General features: G+C 54.1%; 18 protein-coding genes. 11 read left to right on the forward strand and 7 right to left on the reverse strand.

Annotated features, from left to right (window positions below; all coding sequences use genetic code 11):
* Positions 1-118: 118 nt before the first annotated feature.
* A complete protein-coding gene (locus tag ACQYWX_RS30420) occupies positions 119-1,132 on the reverse strand; it encodes an AAA family ATPase (RefSeq protein ID WP_431687413.1) in 1,014 nt (337 codons plus the stop codon).
* Positions 1,119-1,748, reverse strand: coding sequence for a nicotinamide riboside transporter PnuC (gene pnuC, locus ACQYWX_RS30425; RefSeq protein ID WP_279500754.1), 630 nt, complete (start codon positions 1,746-1,748; stop codon positions 1,119-1,121). The genes ACQYWX_RS30420 and pnuC overlap by 14 nt, the downstream gene beginning before the upstream one ends.
* Before the next feature lie 124 nt (positions 1,749-1,872).
* On the opposite strand from pnuC, the gene ACQYWX_RS30430 reads away from it, so the two are divergent.
* From ACQYWX_RS30430 to ACQYWX_RS30465, 8 genes are all read left to right on the forward strand, one after another.
* Positions 1,873-2,613, forward strand: a complete 741-nt coding sequence (locus ACQYWX_RS30430) for an NUDIX hydrolase (protein ID WP_431687414.1) — start codon at positions 1,873-1,875, stop codon at positions 2,611-2,613.
* Positions 2,614-2,628: 15 nt separating this feature from the next.
* Entirely contained in the window at positions 2,629-3,108 is a 480-nt protein-coding gene (locus ACQYWX_RS30435; RefSeq protein ID WP_431687415.1) for an NADAR family protein, read from the forward strand.
* Positions 3,086-3,439: a hypothetical protein gene (locus tag ACQYWX_RS30440; RefSeq protein WP_431687416.1), complete on the forward strand. Its 354-nt coding sequence runs from the start codon at positions 3,086-3,088 to the stop codon at positions 3,437-3,439. The genes ACQYWX_RS30435 and ACQYWX_RS30440 overlap by 23 nt, the downstream gene beginning before the upstream one ends.
* Entirely contained in the window at positions 3,436-4,359 is a 924-nt protein-coding gene (locus tag ACQYWX_RS30445; protein WP_431687417.1) for an ADP-ribosylglycohydrolase family protein, read from the forward strand. The genes ACQYWX_RS30440 and ACQYWX_RS30445 overlap by 4 nt, the downstream gene beginning before the upstream one ends.
* 28 nt (positions 4,360-4,387) lie before the next feature.
* Positions 4,388-5,152 (forward strand): thioesterase II family protein, encoded by a 765-nt coding sequence (locus ACQYWX_RS30450; protein WP_431687418.1) that lies wholly within the window; start codon positions 4,388-4,390, stop codon positions 5,150-5,152.
* Between the two features lie 269 nt (positions 5,153-5,421).
* The gene (locus ACQYWX_RS30455) at positions 5,422-6,291 is read left to right on the forward strand and encodes an RNA ligase family protein (protein WP_431687419.1); all 870 of its coding nucleotides are present in this window, start codon (positions 5,422-5,424) and stop codon (positions 6,289-6,291) included.
* The gene (locus ACQYWX_RS30460) at positions 6,288-7,427 is read left to right on the forward strand and encodes an AAA family ATPase (RefSeq protein ID WP_431687420.1); all 1,140 of its coding nucleotides are present in this window, start codon (positions 6,288-6,290) and stop codon (positions 7,425-7,427) included. Before ACQYWX_RS30455 ends, ACQYWX_RS30460 begins: the two co-directional genes overlap by 4 nt.
* 209 nt (positions 7,428-7,636) lie before the next feature.
* Complete coding sequence (locus tag ACQYWX_RS30465; protein WP_431687421.1) at positions 7,637-8,569, forward strand: hypothetical protein; 933 nt, start codon at positions 7,637-7,639, stop codon at positions 8,567-8,569.
* Here ACQYWX_RS30465 and ACQYWX_RS30470 read toward each other — a convergent pair.
* Positions 8,566-10,413 carry an ABC transporter ATP-binding protein gene (locus ACQYWX_RS30470; RefSeq protein WP_431687422.1) on the reverse strand — a complete coding sequence of 616 codons (1,848 nt, stop codon included), beginning with the start codon at positions 10,411-10,413 and terminating at the stop codon, positions 8,566-8,568. The genes ACQYWX_RS30465 and ACQYWX_RS30470 overlap by 4 nt on opposite strands.
* Before the next feature lie 136 nt (positions 10,414-10,549).
* Between ACQYWX_RS30470 and ACQYWX_RS30475 the strand changes: the two genes are divergently transcribed.
* Together ACQYWX_RS30475 and ACQYWX_RS30480 are read left to right on the forward strand one after the other, a co-directional pair.
* On the forward strand, positions 10,550-11,263 hold the full coding sequence (locus tag ACQYWX_RS30475; protein WP_431687423.1) for a class I SAM-dependent methyltransferase: 714 nt from the start codon (positions 10,550-10,552) through the stop codon (positions 11,261-11,263).
* Positions 11,260-12,567, forward strand: coding sequence for a DUF3883 domain-containing protein (locus ACQYWX_RS30480; protein ID WP_431687424.1), 1,308 nt, complete (start codon positions 11,260-11,262; stop codon positions 12,565-12,567). The genes ACQYWX_RS30475 and ACQYWX_RS30480 overlap by 4 nt, the downstream gene beginning before the upstream one ends.
* A 75-nt stretch (positions 12,568-12,642) precedes the next feature.
* Here ACQYWX_RS30480 and ACQYWX_RS30485 read toward each other — a convergent pair whose 3' ends face one another.
* Positions 12,643-13,803 (reverse strand): RNA ligase (ATP), encoded by a 1,161-nt coding sequence (locus ACQYWX_RS30485; protein WP_431687425.1) that lies wholly within the window; start codon positions 13,801-13,803, stop codon positions 12,643-12,645.
* 268 nt (positions 13,804-14,071) lie between these two features.
* On the opposite strand from ACQYWX_RS30485, the gene pepQ reads away from it, so the two are divergent.
* On the forward strand, positions 14,072-15,388 hold the full coding sequence (pepQ, locus tag ACQYWX_RS30490) for a Xaa-Pro dipeptidase (RefSeq protein ID WP_431687426.1): 1,317 nt from the start codon (positions 14,072-14,074) through the stop codon (positions 15,386-15,388).
* A gap of 27 nt (positions 15,389-15,415) precedes the next feature.
* Here pepQ and mddA read toward each other — a convergent pair whose 3' ends face one another.
* The 3 genes from mddA to ACQYWX_RS30505 form a co-directional block, all read right to left on the reverse strand.
* Positions 15,416-16,180, reverse strand: a complete 765-nt coding sequence (gene mddA, locus ACQYWX_RS30495; protein ID WP_431687427.1) for a methanethiol S-methyltransferase — start codon at positions 16,178-16,180, stop codon at positions 15,416-15,418.
* 120 nt (positions 16,181-16,300) lie between these two features.
* Positions 16,301-16,828, reverse strand: a complete 528-nt coding sequence (locus ACQYWX_RS30500) for an HD domain-containing protein (RefSeq protein WP_431687428.1) — start codon at positions 16,826-16,828, stop codon at positions 16,301-16,303.
* Between the two features lie 33 nt (positions 16,829-16,861).
* Positions 16,862-17,377, reverse strand: coding sequence for a hypothetical protein (locus ACQYWX_RS30505; RefSeq protein WP_431687429.1), 516 nt, complete (start codon positions 17,375-17,377; stop codon positions 16,862-16,864).
* Between the last annotated feature and the right edge of the window lie 78 nt (positions 17,378-17,455).

A 17,455-nucleotide genomic window follows, 5' to 3' on the forward strand; every position in this document is an offset into this window, starting at 1 on the left:
TTGCTGTGGTTGACGGGAACCCGGTCTTTCCAGGTCCGCTTAAATCTTTTTCTCCGTGGATTCATGAGTCCCATGAACCCTGTCGATGGACATATAGTGTCATAATGCCACTAAGTGGTCAAGCTCTTTTTTTATCCTCTTTCAGAACTTTCGTGACCTGCCGGATTCTCGCTTCCACATCGCCTTCCAACAGCACAAAATCAATCTTTCTGCGCTCCAGCTCCGCAATGATTTCCCGCTGAAAATCTCCGCGATTCACTTCCCCAGAACGATCCCAGGTATCTTCGTAGGGGATATCGTCAGCGCACAAAAATACGCGGTCGTATCTTTGCGCCGCCGCGTCCGCCAAGCGTTCGAGCTCGGGCAATGCGAACCCATGATAATAATGAGCGAAATGACGCGTCGTCAGGGCATTGGTGTCTACAAACAAATAACTATCGCTATCCAGCAGCAGGTTCTCTTCCCGTTGCAGATGACCTTCTGCGATCTCCACCAGTTGCTTGGGGGTCAGACGTCGCTCAATCTGATTTTCCTCCCAATACTCCCGTCCGTACTCCGGCATCCATTGCGTATTAAAGCGCGCCGCCACCGCCTGCGCTAACGTGGTTTTACCGGTAGACGGAGCCCCCAGAAACACTACTTTCTTCACCAGGTCCCGGTACACCAGCGGATGCAGCCAGTCTCGGGCGGCGAAGGGGTTATTACGCACCTGAGTCGCGGCAATGGGTACGATCTTTCTGGCTTCATCCACTCGACAGTCCTGCGCGTTGAGATAACGGCTGACATGATCGCCGTAGAATTCACTGCAGAAAAAATGAGTCACCCTTCTGCCAGCCAGGCACTGCCCGATGTAGTCCTCCTGCTTCCGGCATATCTCCGGCGTATCGCCCACTTCCTGAGGTCCATCCGGCGCCAGAATGACTTCCGCTTGCGGGTACAGTGTTTTAATCCAGGACGCTCGCCGTTCCAGCGGAACATCAATCACTTCAGGACAGCCGTAAATCATCACCAGCAGGTGATCCACCTGCTCCAACGCCTGTTCTATCAGATACTGATGCCCTTTGTGCAGCGGCGCGAACTTCCCTAACGTCAGGCCAACCCTGCGCTCCGCATCGAACTCAGGCTTTTGCATATTCCGCTTTCATCTCCAGCATTTGAGTTTGATAGCGACGCAACCAGACCATAAGGCCAGCGCTCGCCATAACAAGGAAGGTCGCGTAAAGAACCGTCGTCGGATACAGACCTTTCTGCCAATACACGCCGATGGCGACTATATCTACGGCAATCCAGAATCCCCAGTTGATCAGCTGACGTCTGGACAACAGCCATTGCGCCACCAGACTGGCGACCGTCGTGAAGGCGTCAGGGTATGGCAACGACGCGTCGGTATAGGTAGACATAACGTAGCCCAGACCAAAGCTGCCGAGAATGGCGACCGCCACCCACAGCAACGTCATCGGCAGGGCTGTGGGCAACACCACCAGATCATCATCCTGTCCCCTGCCCTGCAGCCAATACCACCAGCCATAAAACTGCATCACCACATAAATGCCATGGAGAATGAAGTCGGAGTAAAGTTTGGCGTCATAAAACACAATCATATACAGCGCCACCTGCACCAACCCGATGGGCCAGCACCAGATATTGCGCCGAATGATCAGGAACACGCAGATAAAGCCCGCCAGGGATGCAATGATTTCTATCGCGGAGCCGCCGAAGAAGCCGACCAAAAAGGATTGTATGTCCATGGTATTACTCTGGAGTTTGGATATGCTTTTATTGTTACAGCGATTGAGTCTGTTTTGACACCATCGTTCAGTGCCGCTAATATTAGTGGCCTAATGCCACTAATATTAGTATGTTTTTCAGGTTATGCAAGATCACGCCTCAGAAAAAGACTTTCTCGCCGCTTACAACATTCATGACTACGAAGTGCCTCTCACCTCCGTTGACATGGCGATATTCAAGCTCAGGGAGCAGCAACTCGAAGTGTTGCTGGTGAAGCGCTCGCAACACCCGGCCAAAGATACATGGGCGCTGCCGGGCGGATTTATCGACCTGAAGAAAGACAATGTCCTTGAAGACACCGCTCATCGGAAGTTAGTGGAAAAAACCGGGGTAAAAAGCCCCTACTTGGAGCAGGTCGCCACCTTCGGCGGTAAGCAAAGGGACCCTCGCGGCTGGTCGGTGACAGTGGTGTACTTCGCTTTGGTCGCCCATGAGGAGATCGATGTCGATCCCAAAGGCGCCAAAGAAGAAACGCGCTGGGTTCCCGTAAGCGAAGCCTTAAGCGGCTATAAACTGGCGTTTGATCACAACGAGATTCTGCGCCTGTGTCGCGAACGGCTGACCAGCAAGGTGCAATACACGGCGCTGCCGATTCACTTGCTGCCTGAGGAATTTACGCTGACGGAGCTGCAGAAAGTATTCGAAGTGATTCTGGGTAACGAGGTGGAGAAAAAGTCCTTCCGTCGCCGCATCCTGGATGCGGATATTCTGGAGGAAAGCGGCGCCATGCGCACCGGCAGCAACCGACCTGCAAAACTGTATCGACTCAAGCGCGGCGTGGAGAATCATTTCTTCCCCAGAACCATCGAAGGACCGCGCAGTTAATGTCGGAGAGATGTAATGACTGAAAAGAAAACCATTAACTTTTACCTGGCCAATGGCGAATACGGATGCTTTTCCAATTTCTCCCGCGACCCGGTATATCTGAAAGACAAGCGCTGGCCTACGTCCGAACATTATTTTCAGGCGCAGAAATTCGCAGGCACTGAGCACGAGGAAGACGTGCGTATGGCGTCAAAGCCCATGGAGGCCGCCAATATGGGACGCGAACGCACACGTCCCTTGCGGCCGGATTGGGAGGAAGTCAAAGACGACATCATGCGCGAAGCAGTCATGGCCAAATTCGTTCAGCATGAAAAACTGACTTCTATACTGTTGGAAACCGGCGACGCCGAGTTGGTCGAGCACACCGCCAATGACCGTTACTGGGCGGATGGCGGCGACGGTAGCGGCCTGAATATGCTGGGTAAAATTCTGATGGAAGTGCGCGACGCAATTCGACAAGGTAAGAGCAAATATGAAAACGGTCACTTTATTTAGACCCACAGGCCCGAATGAGCTGGCGCTGGTGGAAGAAAGCGGTTTTAAACGCTGGCCGCCGCGTTTACCGGAGCAACCCATTTTCTACCCGGTCTGCAACGAAGACTACGCCCGTCAAATCGCCCGGGACTGGAACGTCAAAGACTCTGGCGTGGGTTACGTCACTCGTTTCGACGTGGATGCGGAATACCTGAGCCAGTTCGACGTCAAAGTCGTCGGCGGTAAAGAACACGCGGAATACTGGATTCCAGCGGAGCAGTTGGAAGAGTTCAACGATCATATTATTGGCGACATTGAAGTCATCGCCACTTACCAACGAGCAGAGTCATGAGCGCTGACAATCTCGACAAATACCAGGGCTGCCTGCTGGGCCTTGCGGTGGGCGACGCCGTGGGCACGACGTTGGAGTTTCGCCCGCGCGGCTCTTTCGAGCCTATCGACGATATGGTCGGCGGCGGTCCATTTGGGCTGCAGCCGGGACAGTGGACCGACGACACTTCCATGGCGTTATGCCTGGCGGAATCTCTGCTGACCAAACAGGGTTTTGACGCCGCGGATCAAATGACCCGCTATTGCAACTGGTGGCAGTGGGGCTATTTCAGCAGCACCGGAAACTGCTTTGATATCGGCAATACGGTGCGCGGCGCTCTCCAGCGCTTTCTGGACAGCGGTGAGCCCTACTCCGGCTCGCTGGACGCGCATAGCGCCGGCAACGGCTCCATTATGCGTCTGGCGCCGGTCGCCATGTATTACAGCCCTCGCATCGAGCAGGTCGTGCAATACTGCGGCGAAAGCTCACGCACCACTCACGGTGCCGATGAGTGCATCGACGCCTGTCGTTTGATGGGGGTCATCCTGCATCAGCTGTTGACTGGCGACGCCAAAGAGGATGTGCTGGAAGATCCCATGTATGTGCCCTACACCGACAAGGTGGCGCAGATCTCCATGGGGGATTACCTGAATAAAAGTGAAAGCGAAGTGCGCGGGACCGGCTACGTGATTGACGCTCTCGAAGCCGCCCTGTGGTGTTTCGCCAATACGGACAACTTTCAGGACGCAGTGCTGAAAGCGGCCAATCTTGGCGACGACGCCGACACCACCGCCGCCATCGTTGGCCAGTTCGCCGGCGCTTACTACGGCGTCAGCGGTATTCGCCAGGACTGGCTGGACAAGTTGCACATGCGCGACGACATCGCCGCCATGGCGGAGCAGTTGCACGCAGCGCAGCCGGCGAAAGAACCGCAGGCATAACGTCCGACATCTAGACAAGGAGTTTAGAATGCCACATCCCATGCAGGATCACTGGTTCATGCCCGCCCCCCAGGCGGGCAAAGCGATCAGACTATTCTGCTTTCCTTACGCTGGCGGAAGTCCCAATGCTTTTCGAAGCTGGGTGAAGCGTTTTCCAGACGATATTGATGTCGTGGTGGTGCGTCTGCCCGGCCGAGAAAACCGTATCAGCGAAGCGCCTTTCAGCGAATGGCCGCCATTGGTGGAAGCCGTGTTGCAAGCGATTGTTCCCTACCTGAACCAGCCTTTCGCTTTTTTCGGCCACAGCCTCGGCGGCCGCGTTGTCTTCGAATTGACCCAACGCCTGCAATCCTATGGCGGGCCATTGCCGGAGCATGTGTTTATTTCCGGCTGTCGCTGCCCTCATCTAAGCAGTCGCCAGCCGTTCATACACCAGCTGCCAATGGAAGGGCTGATCGAAAGAATCCGTCAAATGAACGGAGCCCCGGAGGCGGCGCTACAGGACCAGCAACTGATGGCGCTGTTAGAGCCCATGTTGCGTGCGGACTTCAAGCTTTCCGAGTGTTGGAGCGGCGACAAATCGCAGACATTACGGGTTCCCATCACTGCTCTAAGCGGACAGGATGACCCCATCGACGCATCCGCGCGCATGCACGAGTGGGAAGATTACACCAGCGGTCAGTTTCAACTGCGCACATTCCCCGGGGACCACTTTTTCATCCGCAGCAGCGAACAGGAAGTCACTGCCTTTATCAGCCAGGTACTTTTGGAAAACGCATTGCTTCCGGCTTAAGGCTGGACGCATGCGTCAATCCCTACTGGAACCTTTGTCCCAACGCCGCCAAACTTTTGCGTTTTCCACTTCAGGTTTACCCAGTTCACATCGGATACGGTCATGTAATGGCGATCGCACCCTCAATATCAGCTTTTGCTACAGCGTCTTAACTGACGACAGTATTGCTTCGTCTCTTCTTCAGCGCATAGCAAGCTGACTCTTTTGAATCTTCGCAGGACGTTTTCTTGCGAAGGAATCAATACGGATTTTGTTTTTGAGGAGGCGGTATGTTTATCCGCAAATATCCCCGTACGCCCCACCTGCAAGGGTCACGGCTGCAACCGGGGGACAGCGCATCGGATCAGGTTCCCTATTCGCAACTGGCCGGGCGTTATCTGGTCATCGAAGAAAAACTCGACGGAGCCAATGCCGGCGTCAGTTTCGACGCATCCGGCGCACTGCGTCTGCAAAGTCGCGGGCATGTGCTGACCGGCGGCGGACGCGAGTCGCAGTTCGCGCAGTTTAAGCCCTGGGCCACAGTGCATCAGGAGCGTTTGTTCGAAATTCTGGGAACCCGTTACACCCTGTACGGGGAATGGATGGCGTCGAAGCACACGGTGTTTTATGACCGCTTGCCGCATCTATTCGCTGAATTCGATATTCTCGACACCAAGACGGGCGAATTTCTCTCCACGTCGGCGCGTCGACGCATGCTAAAGGATTCACCGGTGCTTTCCGTTCCGGTTTTATATGCCGGACTGGCGCCCAGGCGCTTGGCGGAACTGCAAAAACTGGTGCGCCCATCGCTGGCGAAAACCACACAATGGCGCAACAGCCTGGAACAGGTCGCACATCAGGAAGCGCTGGATTTTGATCTGGTTAAACGGCAGACCGATGACTCGGATTTGTCTGAAGGCCTGTATATCAAGATCGAAGAAAACGGTCGTACGGTCGGCCGTCTGAAATGGGTGCGCCATGATTTTATTCAGGCCATTCTAGACAGCGGCAGCCACCATCTGAACCGGCCAATTTTCCCCAATCAGTTGGCGCAGGGGGTAGATATGTACGCCTCGCAGCTAACCTTGAAATGGGAGGATCTCGGCCATTCTGAGCCGGATTCTCAGGAGCCGGGCGCCACAGAGGAGACATGCTCATGATCAGCTATCAGCAACTCCAGAACTGGATGCCCGCCGATGGCGCCGAGCCGGACTGGCGCGCACTGTGGGAAGGCCTGCCTGATTTGCAGCCCTTGGCGAGCACGCATCAGGACCCGTATTACCATGCGGAAGGGGACGTGTGGACGCACACCAAAATGGTAGTGAATGAGCTGTTGGCGGGGGAAACCTATCAGCAGGCGGATGCGGAACAGCGCTTTGTGCTGTTCTACGCCGCCCTGTTGCATGACATCGCCAAACCGGCCACCACTATCGTGCGCCCGGACGGCGGCGTCGGCAGTCCCCGACACTCCCGACGCGGCGCGGTGGACGCCCGGATACTGTTGTGGCGCGCTGACGTTCCTTTTGCTTTGCGGGAACGCATTTGTCGCATTATCGCTCAGCATCAGGTTCCGTTTTTCATCTTCGACGACCGGGCGCAACGACGCCCCGAGTTTCTGGCGCATCGCATGTCCTGGGAGGTGAGCCTGCAGGAGCTTTATGCGGTGGCGCTGGCGGATATGAGCGGCAGAACCTATGAGAAAAAAGCAGACAGCATCGCAGACATCGCTCTGTTCCGTGAGCTGGCGCTGCAAGAGTCCTGCTGGGAGCAACCCCGCGTCTTTCCCGACGAAGTAGTGCGTCAGCAATACTTTCGCTCCGACGGCGCCACAGCGGCGGATTATGGATACCAGCAACCGGAAGGCTCCGAGGTGGTGGTGTTATGTGGACTTCCCGCCTCAGGTAAGAATACCTGGGCGAGCCGGCATCGACCTGACTGGCCCACCGTCTCCTACGATGACGCCCGCGGGGAGATGGGCCTCAAATACGGCCAGAATGAAGGTAAGGTGGCTCATCACGCCATTGATATGGCCAAAGAGCATTTACGGCGCAAGCAGCCCTTTGTGTGGAACGCCACGCACCTGTCGCAGGAAATGCGCAGTAATGCTCTGGACCTGTTATACGCCTACCACGCAAAAATCCACATCGTCTATCTGGAGGCTGGAGAGAAAACCCTGCGCGCCCGCAATCGCAAACGGGATAGCACGGTCACCGACAAAGTGATCGATCGCCTGCTATATCGCTGGGAAATCCCATTGCCGAGCGAAGCGCATTGGGTGGAGTACGTGGTGGAGTAGGTTATGCCCACTTAATCAGCCAGTCTGTCTGAAAATACGAACCAAGGGGCCGAGGCGGTCCCTTGACTCTTGATAGGCTGTCGCCAGAAAATCTACCAACTTTACAGTTCAGTCATATGCCTTTATCACTTGGTAGAAATGATCCCTGCCGCTGCGGGGGCGGCAAAAAATACAAAAACTGTTGTCTCAACACATCTAATGAGCCAGGAATGAAAGAAAAAAGTCAGAATCCCTTCGCGGAGTTACTCGGGTTAAAAGATCTGCCGCCGTTTCAATCCCCGGAGGAATTGCAAAGGCATGTGGAACGAGCCATGTATGCAAGGAATTCACAACCTTTAGAGGACTTCGCAGGCCTGTCCGCGGTGCAGATGTACGACCTGCTGTACCACCCCTATGATTCGCCTGAAATCGTCCGCTTTCTGGAAATCCCTGACGCAGACGTCGACGCGCCGATCATCACGCTATTCCTGTTGCTGGCCGAGCAGATCGGGGAACAAGGAATAAAGCCTACCGCTAAAGGCAATTTACCTCGCAAACTATGCCAAGAAACAGCGCTGGCTTATTGGGGCGAGGAGCTTTATCTGGAGGACAGGAAGTACGGGGCCATCAACCAGGAAGAGCAATTTTTTGAGCTGCATCTTACGAAATTGATCGCCGAGCTGGCGGGACTTATTCGCAGATACAAAGGCAAGTTGATACTAAGCCGGAAGTGCCGGGATTGGTTGAGCAAGAACAACAAAGGGAGGATTTATCACGAGCTGCTTAAAGCCTATACCGAGAAGTTTAACTGGGCTTACGTAGACGGCTATCCAGAGCTTTATATCATCCAGCAGTCATTTGTTTTTACCCTGTACTTACTCAAGAAGTACTCCAATGAAAAAAGGGGAAGTTCATTCTATGAAGATCACTTCATAAAAGCCTACCCCGACGTCCTGAAAGAATTACCAAATAACCCGATGCTAGGACCGAACCATAGAAACCACACTTTGAGAAACGCATACAATAATCGGGCGTTGTTCCGCTTCGCGCACTTTTTTGGTCTGGTGACAGTTGAGCGCGTCAGTACAGGTCATATGACCAGTGAGCGACTAGTCCAAGGGCTTCCATTGTTGGACAGGGCCATACAATTCCAGCCAGGTTAGGTAACTAGCTCCCCCTCTTCAATCCCCAAAAACCCGCCGGTCTGATGCGCCCATAACTGGGCGTAGATACCGCCGCTATTGATCAAGTCCTGGTGTGAGCCCTGTTCGATGACCTCACCGTCATCGAGCACAATCAGGCGATCCATAGCGGCTATTGTGGAAAGACGATGCGCAATGGCGATAACGGTTTTACCTTCCATCAGTTCATACAGACTGCGCTGAATCGCTGCTTCCGCCTCGGAATCCAGGGCGGAAGTGGCTTCATCCAGAATCAGAATCGGCGCATCTTTCAACAGGACGCGGGCGATGGCGATACGTTGACGCTGTCCGCCTGAGAGTTTCACTCCGCGCTCGCCGACTTGAGCATCGTAGCCTCTCCTTCCCTGAGGGTCCGACAAGGAAAGAATAAAGTCGTGGGCCTCGGCTTTTCTGGCGGCGGCGATCATCTCTTCTTCCGTGGCGTCAGGGCGACCATAAAGAATGTTATCCCGTACAGACCTGTGCAGTAGCGAGGTATCCTGGGTCACCATACCGATATGCTCACGCAGACTCTCCTGGCTGACTTCGCTGATATCCTGGCCATCAATGAAAATACGTCCCTGCTCCAGGTCGTAAAAACGCAGCAGCAGATTCACCAGAGTGGATTTACCCGCGCCGGAGCGCCCCACCAGGCCGACTTTCTCGCCTGGCTTGATATCCAAGGACAATTTGTCGATGACGCCCTCGCCTTTGCCATAGTGAAAGCCGATTTTGTCGAACCTGATATGCCCCTTGGTCGCCTGTAGCGTCGCTGCATCGGGTCGATCCGTCACTTCCTGCGGCTTGGATAAGGTTGTGATGCCGTCCGCCACCGTCCCGATATTTTCAAATAGCGCGCTGACCTCCCACATGATCCATTGCGCCATGCCATTCAGGCGCAGCGTCAGACTCACCGCAATCGCAATGGCTCCAACCGTGAGAGCCCCCTGCGTCCACAGCCAGATCGCCAGCGCGGTAATCACGAATGTCTGTAGATAGTTCAGGGTGTGCACACTAACGTTGACGCCTGTTACCAGGCGCATCTGCCTGCGCACAGTAGTAAGAAACCCCTGCATGCTTTCCTGTGCGTAATCCGCCTCCCGCTGGGTGTGGGAAAACAGTTTTACGGTAGTGATGTTGGTGTAACTATCAACGATACGGCCCGTCATCGCAGCGCGCGCGTCCGCGTTTTTCATGGAGTTACGCTTGAGCTTGGGGACAAAGTAAAGCTGCAGGCAGACATAAGCGCCCAGCCAAACCATCATGGGAATCAACAAGCGCTTATCCGCATTGCCGATCATCACCAGCATGGTGCTGAAATACACCAGTACATACACCATGATGTCCAGCAGCTTCATCACGGTTTCCCGCACCGCCAGGGAGGTTTGCAGCACCTTGGTGGCGATGCGGCCGGCGAAATCATTCTGATAGAAAGACACGCTCTGCTTTAGCAAATAGCGGTGCGCCTTCCAGCGAATCTGCATGGGATAATTCGCCAGCAATGTCTGATGAATCAACAACGCCCGGAATAAGACCCCAATAGGCAGGCCCACCAGAACCACCAATGTCATGATCAGCAAGCGGCCGCCCTCCTCCTGAAACAACGTCTCAGGATTCTTGTCCACCAGCCAATCCACCAACTGCCCCATGAACCCAAACAGGGACACCTCCAAAAACGCCAGAAACGCGGAGGTCAGAGACATCAGGAATAACGGAATCTCCATTCCCCGCGTGTAATAACGGCAAAACGCGAACAACCCAGTAGGCGGCTGCTCCGGTTCCTCAGGGGGAAAGGGCTTAATAAACTTTTCAAACAAACTCAGCATAGAAACAATCCACATCCATCGGATCAAACAACAGGGTTATCAGTGTGCAAAGCAGCGAAGAACAAAGAGCGACCGGCGCAAGCATGGCGCCCGGAAAGTGCGGCGAAAAGCCAGAGACAAATCAGATTAACCAAGGATGGAGGGAAATGTAAGGCGGGTTATTGCTTACCGCTATAAACAAAAAGTACGCCTTTGGTCAGGACTGACGCTATCTTATGGTATTAACCATGTCATAGCCTCGCTGTCCTCGTTATTCCGCGACAAAAAAGTAATGATGAAACAACTCTCCTCTACCGATTTCTACAACCTCAATAGCGAGCAATTGTTTCATCAATATCAAAGTCTGTCCTTCGAACAAGTGCATGCAGCCTGGCTGAATTACCTGCCAGCAACTCCCGGGCGCGCCTTGGACGCCGGCGCGGGTTCCGGCCGCGATGCAGGATGGTTGGCGAATAATGGATGGAGCGTCACCGCCATTGAACCTTCGGACAAATTTCGCGCTAAGGCCATCGCGCAACACGGTGAGAGTCAGATTCAATGGTTGTCGGATACGCTTCCAAGTTTGGAGACGCTTTGCGACAGTGAAAGCTATCACCTCATCCTGGTTAGCGCGGTGTGGATGCACCTTACACCTGCGCAACAGACTCAAAGCTTGCAAAGGCTAAGGCGACTGCAAGCTCCGGGCGGTGTAATCGTCATTACATGGAGAAATATCGCCGATGAGCAAGAGCGACACTTTCACCCAGTCGAAATGAAAAACTTTGAACATGCGCGGGTTTATTCAACGAAAGATATCGGGTTACGCGCAAACGTTGAGTGGACAACGGCTGTAATCAGGGAGAAGCCATGAGCCTGGCCTACTACGAAGCAAAGTTCGGCGAGCTGAATCCTAATCGTAGAAAAGGCGCGACCAGCCCACATAAAATCGCCATGTTGCTGGCGGTAATGGAGTTGATCGAGAAAGACGAGCTACAAGAAAACCGCATCTATTTTGACGCTACGCTGACTGAAGCGTTTACCCGTCAGTTTGACAAACTAAAGACCAGCGCAGACCGCAATAACCCTCATTGGCCTTACCTTCACCTGCGTAGCAGTGGAATTTGGCATCATCATCCAAAGCCCGGGCAAAGAGAAAACTGCGCCAAGATGGCCCTGTCCGGACCAGGAGCGATCCATAAACATATCGCCTTTGTCACTTTGGATGATGAACTGTTCGAATTAATGCAAAGTAGTTTCGTCCGGGAGCTTCTAAAAGCAGCTCTTGAGAAGAATTTCACGATTGATGCGAGCAGCAGGAAAAGCATTCTAAGTGAGGGCGATGGTTGGGACTGGCTGGAACGAGAGGCGGTCGTTCAGGATTACTTCGCGATGCTCAACAAGGAGCTGAGGTCTGAACCCTATACCAAAGCAGCCCACCGTAGGTTACTGCAAAGCAGACTCGATAACCGCTCAGAGGGCGCCATTGAATTCAAACATCAAAATATCAGCGCAGTTCTAGTGGAACTGAACTTGCCTTATATCCTGGGCTACAAGCCGGCCTTTAACTATCAAAAGTCGCTGAAAACCACCATTCTGGCCCACCTCGCGGGTAACCAGACGGAAATCGATATTCTCAACCAGTCCGCAGAAGTCGAGCCCCAATCCAATACCGGCATTGTCGACTGGAGCTCCGTTCTGGATCACGATATTCCAGAGAGAGTACACGCCGCCGCAGAGCAAAAACGTCCCTACCTCGCATGCAAACCCAATTACGCCGCCAAAGAGGCGAACAATCGCAGGCTGGGAGAAAAAGGGGAGGAGTTTGTACTTCAGTTTGAACAATATCGTCTTACGAATCTGGGACGGCCGGATCTCGCTAAAAAAGTAGAATGGACCAGCAGAGAACAAGGCGACGGCTTAGGCTTTGATATTCTCAGCTTCGACCCTGTGGAGAGCAAAGAATTATATGTCGAAGTGAAGACGACTAACTCAGGCAAGTATCAACCGTTTTATATCAGCGACCGCGAACTTACGTTTTCCCAGGAGATGGCGGCGTCTTATAAGCTCTATCGCGTTTATGAGTGGCGCATGAAGCCCCGGCTCTTCATTTTGTCCGGGGCGGTGGATGATTACGTCAGTTTGCGGGCCCGAAGTTACGAGGCCAGGTTTAGTTAGCCCCACAAGCCGCTTCCAGGATATCTCACAGATAAGTAGAAAAAGGGGTATGACTCGGTCTCCCCCTTTTGCCCATCAACTAAACTCCGTCCCGCCCTTCCGGCACAAATACGCAGCGCTCACGGACTTCAAACAAACACGACCGAGTTCCGGGTCGCGTCTTTCTTTGGTCGGGGTCATGACGATGCCTTCGCGGATGTGATCGGCGTCGAGTTCGGTGGCGCCATCGGTGAATGCTTGCATGACTTCCTGTGAGAACGGGCCGCGATAGAGAACAGGGGCGGTTTGTACGCCAAGTTGCTCCGCCATCGCCTGCAGTTCGTCGAAGTCGTGGTAGCGTTGGGCGCCGCGGTAGCCGCTGGCGAGGGCGAATAGGCGGAAGCCGAGTTCTTTGCCATACGCCAGATCCTGAACGCCCGGACCGAATGTTTCACCCAGGATGAACAAGGGCTCATCCTCCACCCGCAATTCACCGCTCGCCAGCAAGGCGTCGATCACCGCCACCATGCCGGTAGTGGCGCGTACGTAGACATTGGCGCTGTTGCCATCGGTATTGGCGAGCACCAGGCCTTTGGCGCCCAGACCTTTGGAAAAGATCAACACGTTGCGCTTAACGCCAAACGCCTCTGGGCGAGCGTCTTTTTCCGGCAGAATGGCGACGCCAGTGAATGTGCCGTGCAGTTTTTCGGTGAAAACCACTTCTTCGCCGTCCTGCAGAATATCCGGATAGGACTTCCAGTTTTCCACATCAAAATGGACCGTTAAGCGCTGTCCCGCGTTGAAAATATCACCCGCCATGGAAGTAGGAATTGGCGGCTCATATTTTTGCACGCCCAGTAGTTCAGCAACGCATTGGCCTTCTTCCACCGGGCTTGATTGCATCTGGTCCGAGTCCGCAACGCCATGCTCAATCACGGCGGTGTCGCCGTCCATACGTACGGGATAGCAAACGCCCTGGCTCAGTTCGCCGCGCAGTTTGATGGCGGTAATACGATTGCCGTCTTTGCCGTTCAGGCGACCAACGCCTTTCTCAGCGTTCCAGAAATTCAATTTTTTCAATAGCCACTGCGGCAGCAGCGAGGCCTCTGGGATATAGGCGATCAGGTCCCCGGCTTGGAACTCGCCTTTCTTGACGATGGAGCGATAGCCGTCGATCACGGCGAACTCAATGGCGTCCGCATTCGGGTGCGGCTCAATTTGGCGTATACGTTTTATAGGTACAGAAAATTTAGACATAAAAATTAAGCGTGCCTGCTTCATTCCCGGCGAACAGCACTAACGGCGGGATACTAAAAATCGAAAAGAGGGTGTGCTTTTGCATGGCAATCTGTGATTGCGCCCCGCATTGTATGCGTTGCGCAAAAAATCTTCTAACTATTACTGTGACAGGCTTCCGTAATCAAAAAGCAAAGGCGCATCTTTGCGAGTTGGACGCCCCACTTTCACGCACGGCGCCAACAAGAGTAGACTTGTTCCTTTTCGGGATCAGGCAGAGGCTTTTTCAATGAGTGATTCGGCATATCAAAACCATTTATCTATCCTGCGTAAGCGCTTTGATCAGGCTCTGCTTGAGACGGATTTCGACAGCGTCATCCTGGCGTCAGGCCGCTTGACCTATTATTTTGGCGACGACCACTCTCACCCCTTTCATCCCTACGCCATGGCGCAACAGTGGGCGCCTTTCGATCTGATGCCGGATGTGTTTATCCACCTTCAGCGTGGCGAAACGCCGCGCCTGTTATGGCCGGCGAAACAGGATTTCTGGCACGTGGTGCACGCTGTTCCAGAGGGCGGCTGGAGCGATCAATGGCGCATAGAGCCTGTCAGTTCCCTGCAGGAATGGCTACCGCAGATCAGCGGGAAAACCGCCTGGATCGGCCCGGAATATAACGAGGCGCCGGGGCTTAACCCGAATCTGAGCGTCAACCCGGAAGCGCTGCTGCATAGACTGAATTATCAACGCGCCTATAAAACCGAGTTCGAAATTGATTGTTTGTGGCGCGCCAATCAGGCTGGCGCAGCGGGACACAAAGCGGCGCAGGCCGCCTTCCTGGCGGGTAAAAGCGAATGCGACGTTTATCGGGACTTTCTCGCCGCCAGCGGCCAGCTATCCAACCAAGAGCCCTATCCCGGCATTGTGGCGCTGAATGAAAATGCGGCGGTGCTGCATTATGAAAAGAAAAATCCTCTGCAACCGGAAGCCGTGCGCACGCTGCTGATTGACGCCGGCGCCGCTTTTGGAGGATACGCCAGCGACATCACCCGTACGTACACGGCGGGCCAGGGCCTGTTTGCAGAGCTGATCGAACGCGTAAACACACTGCAATTGTCCATCGCCGCTCAAGCCGTACATGGCAAAGCCTTCAGTGAATTGCATCAGGCCACCCTGGCGGGCGTCGCCAGTATTCTTCATGACACCGGTATTTGCTCACATGGCGTGGAAGCGCAGCTGGACAAGCGCATCCCGCAGGTATTTTTCCCGCATGGTCTGGGTCACTTACTGGGTCTGCAGGTGCATGACGTAGGCGGCCATCAACAGGATAAAATCGGAACCCTGCGTAAACCGGACGAATCAGCGCCCTTCCTGCGTCTGACCCGTACGTTGGAAAAAGACATGGTGATCACCATTGAGCCGGGGCTGTACTTCATTCCCATATTGCTCGATAACATGGTGAACAATATCGCCGGACATGGTTGTGATTTAGACCTGATCGCCACCTTAAAACCTTACGGCGGCATTCGCATCGAAGACAACGTGGTGGTGCAGGAAGGACGCAGCCGCAACCTGACCCGCGAGGCGTTCGCCGAACTTCAGGCTTAACAGTCCTCTCGCTGGCGAACACGCCCTCTATCGGCGCGCGTCGGTTTTCTCCCGCTTCGGCAAGGGGAACAACATACCGACGCGCCGCCTGTAATCCAGATAGGTCCGCCCAAACTCGCGGACCAGATCCCGCTCTTCAAAATACAGCCCGATCAGGATATAGAGCGTCATGCCGCCGGCGAAAACACAGTGCCCCACCGTGGCGACCGAAGTAGACCACATACCCACCAGAATGCCGCTTTGAATGGGGTGACGCACGACGCGATAGAACTGGGTGACGCGAAATTCAGACGCCGGCGCTGATTGTCCCCGGAATTTACGCCAAGGCTGGCGCAGACCAAACAGTTCAAAGTGATCGAGCATGAAGGTAGCGAGAAACATCACCCCCCATCCAGCGAAGGCCAAAGTCAGAAAAAAGACTCTGGCCGACTCTCCATCTACCGACCAGACCACCGTGGGCAGCGGCGCCCAGAAATAAAAAATCACCGCAAAAACCAATGTCGTGGCCAGACAGTAGGTCGCACGCTCAATCGTGGGAGAAATACGCCGCGTCAGCCAGCGTTTGAAGGACTGGCGCGCCATCAGACTATGTTGAACCCCAAACAATGCAATCAAGCCCAAGTCGAGGCAAAGCGCCGTCGTCATATCTAATGCAGGCCCATCGTTGATGGCCTTCGGAACCGGCAGCCCATTAATGAAGGCGATGAAATAAAACATCGCCCCCACGGCGGCCAGATAGCAAACGGAGGCGTACGCCAGCTCAGCAAAGACGGTGATGCGGGAATGTTTCATATCAGGCCAACTCCCTGGCGCTCCAAAATTGTGTTTGTTATTAGACAACAACGCGTTGAACATTGTGACAATGGAGCGGCGACTGAACCAGGGCGAGAATTACTGGCGGCGGACGCCGCCTTACTGCGTCAGCACTGCCGCATAATATCCCCGCTCCGCGGCCTCCTCTAAAAACCACGTCAACGCCTTGTTAGCCGTCCAGCCGCCGGGGCAATCGACGCGGTCGGCGATCATGAACAGACACAATAATTGTACGTCCACTTTCGACGCCATCTTCCGCCAGGCTTTGTCGCTGGGCGGTTGTCCTTTGGTTTTGGAGATATACCAAGGCAAATTAATGTCGTGGTACTTCACCAGATTAACAAAGCTTTCCTCAAACTCGCCGTATAACGATAAATTTTTAAGCGACTCCTCCGGATTGGCGGAGCCGTTGATCTTGCCGATGTCATGTACTTTAGCCAGCGCCTCCAGAGTTCGCTTCTCTTGCTCCGGACACCCATTCAGATCCGCCAGTTGCAGCGCCCGGGACGCCACCATTTCACAGTGGGTCAATGCATTCTCCGCCGTATGCCTTTCCGGGTTAAGCGTTACCTTTGCCAGCTGTGCGTAGTCCCGCTGAAACGCGGGAGTATTCAATGCGGTAAACATGTGATGACTCCTCTTATTCTTGCTCGTGCTCTTTCAATCCAGTGACCGACAGATCGCGGTAAATGTTTCGTCCCAGTTCAACGTAGGCTCAACCCAATCGGGCGCTGGTTGTGATTTAAGCTGCTCGCCGAACAAGTACAGGTGCGGCGCCAGCCCTTGCAGATGTCGCAAGACATCCAGGCGATCATCAACAAAATGGGTCAGACCCAACTCAGCGCAATGCCCTGCTTTCTCGTGCCTTTTAAAGCAAAACCGCAAGTGATGAGCTGGCATGCCGGTACGCTCAAAGAACCGATGATGCGCCAGCCACAGCCGCGTTTTGTGCTGAGTGTTCTTACCCGCTTTGGACACCAGCCAGACCCGCCCTTCAAACACCTCGACCAGGTGAGTCAGTCTTTCAATAGCCCCTTCCGCCGGCGGCGTCAGCAGCGCCTGTTCAATGCCTCCCGATAAAAACGCCGTGTCGGACTTCCCATCTTTCACTGGAGAGATAATTACTCGGCCGATATCGACCCCTAATTTGTGTATATGTTCTATTCTCGTATTCATGTGGAAATCATATCGGCGCAGACTCTAGACAAGAACTATTGTTTATGTAGCGACTATATAAATAAGTTATAGTTGGCC

Origin of the sequence: Hahella sp. NBU794 (assembly GCF_050749805.1) — a bacterium.
In the GTDB taxonomy this organism is placed as follows: Bacteria; Pseudomonadota; Gammaproteobacteria; order Pseudomonadales; family Oleiphilaceae; genus Hahella.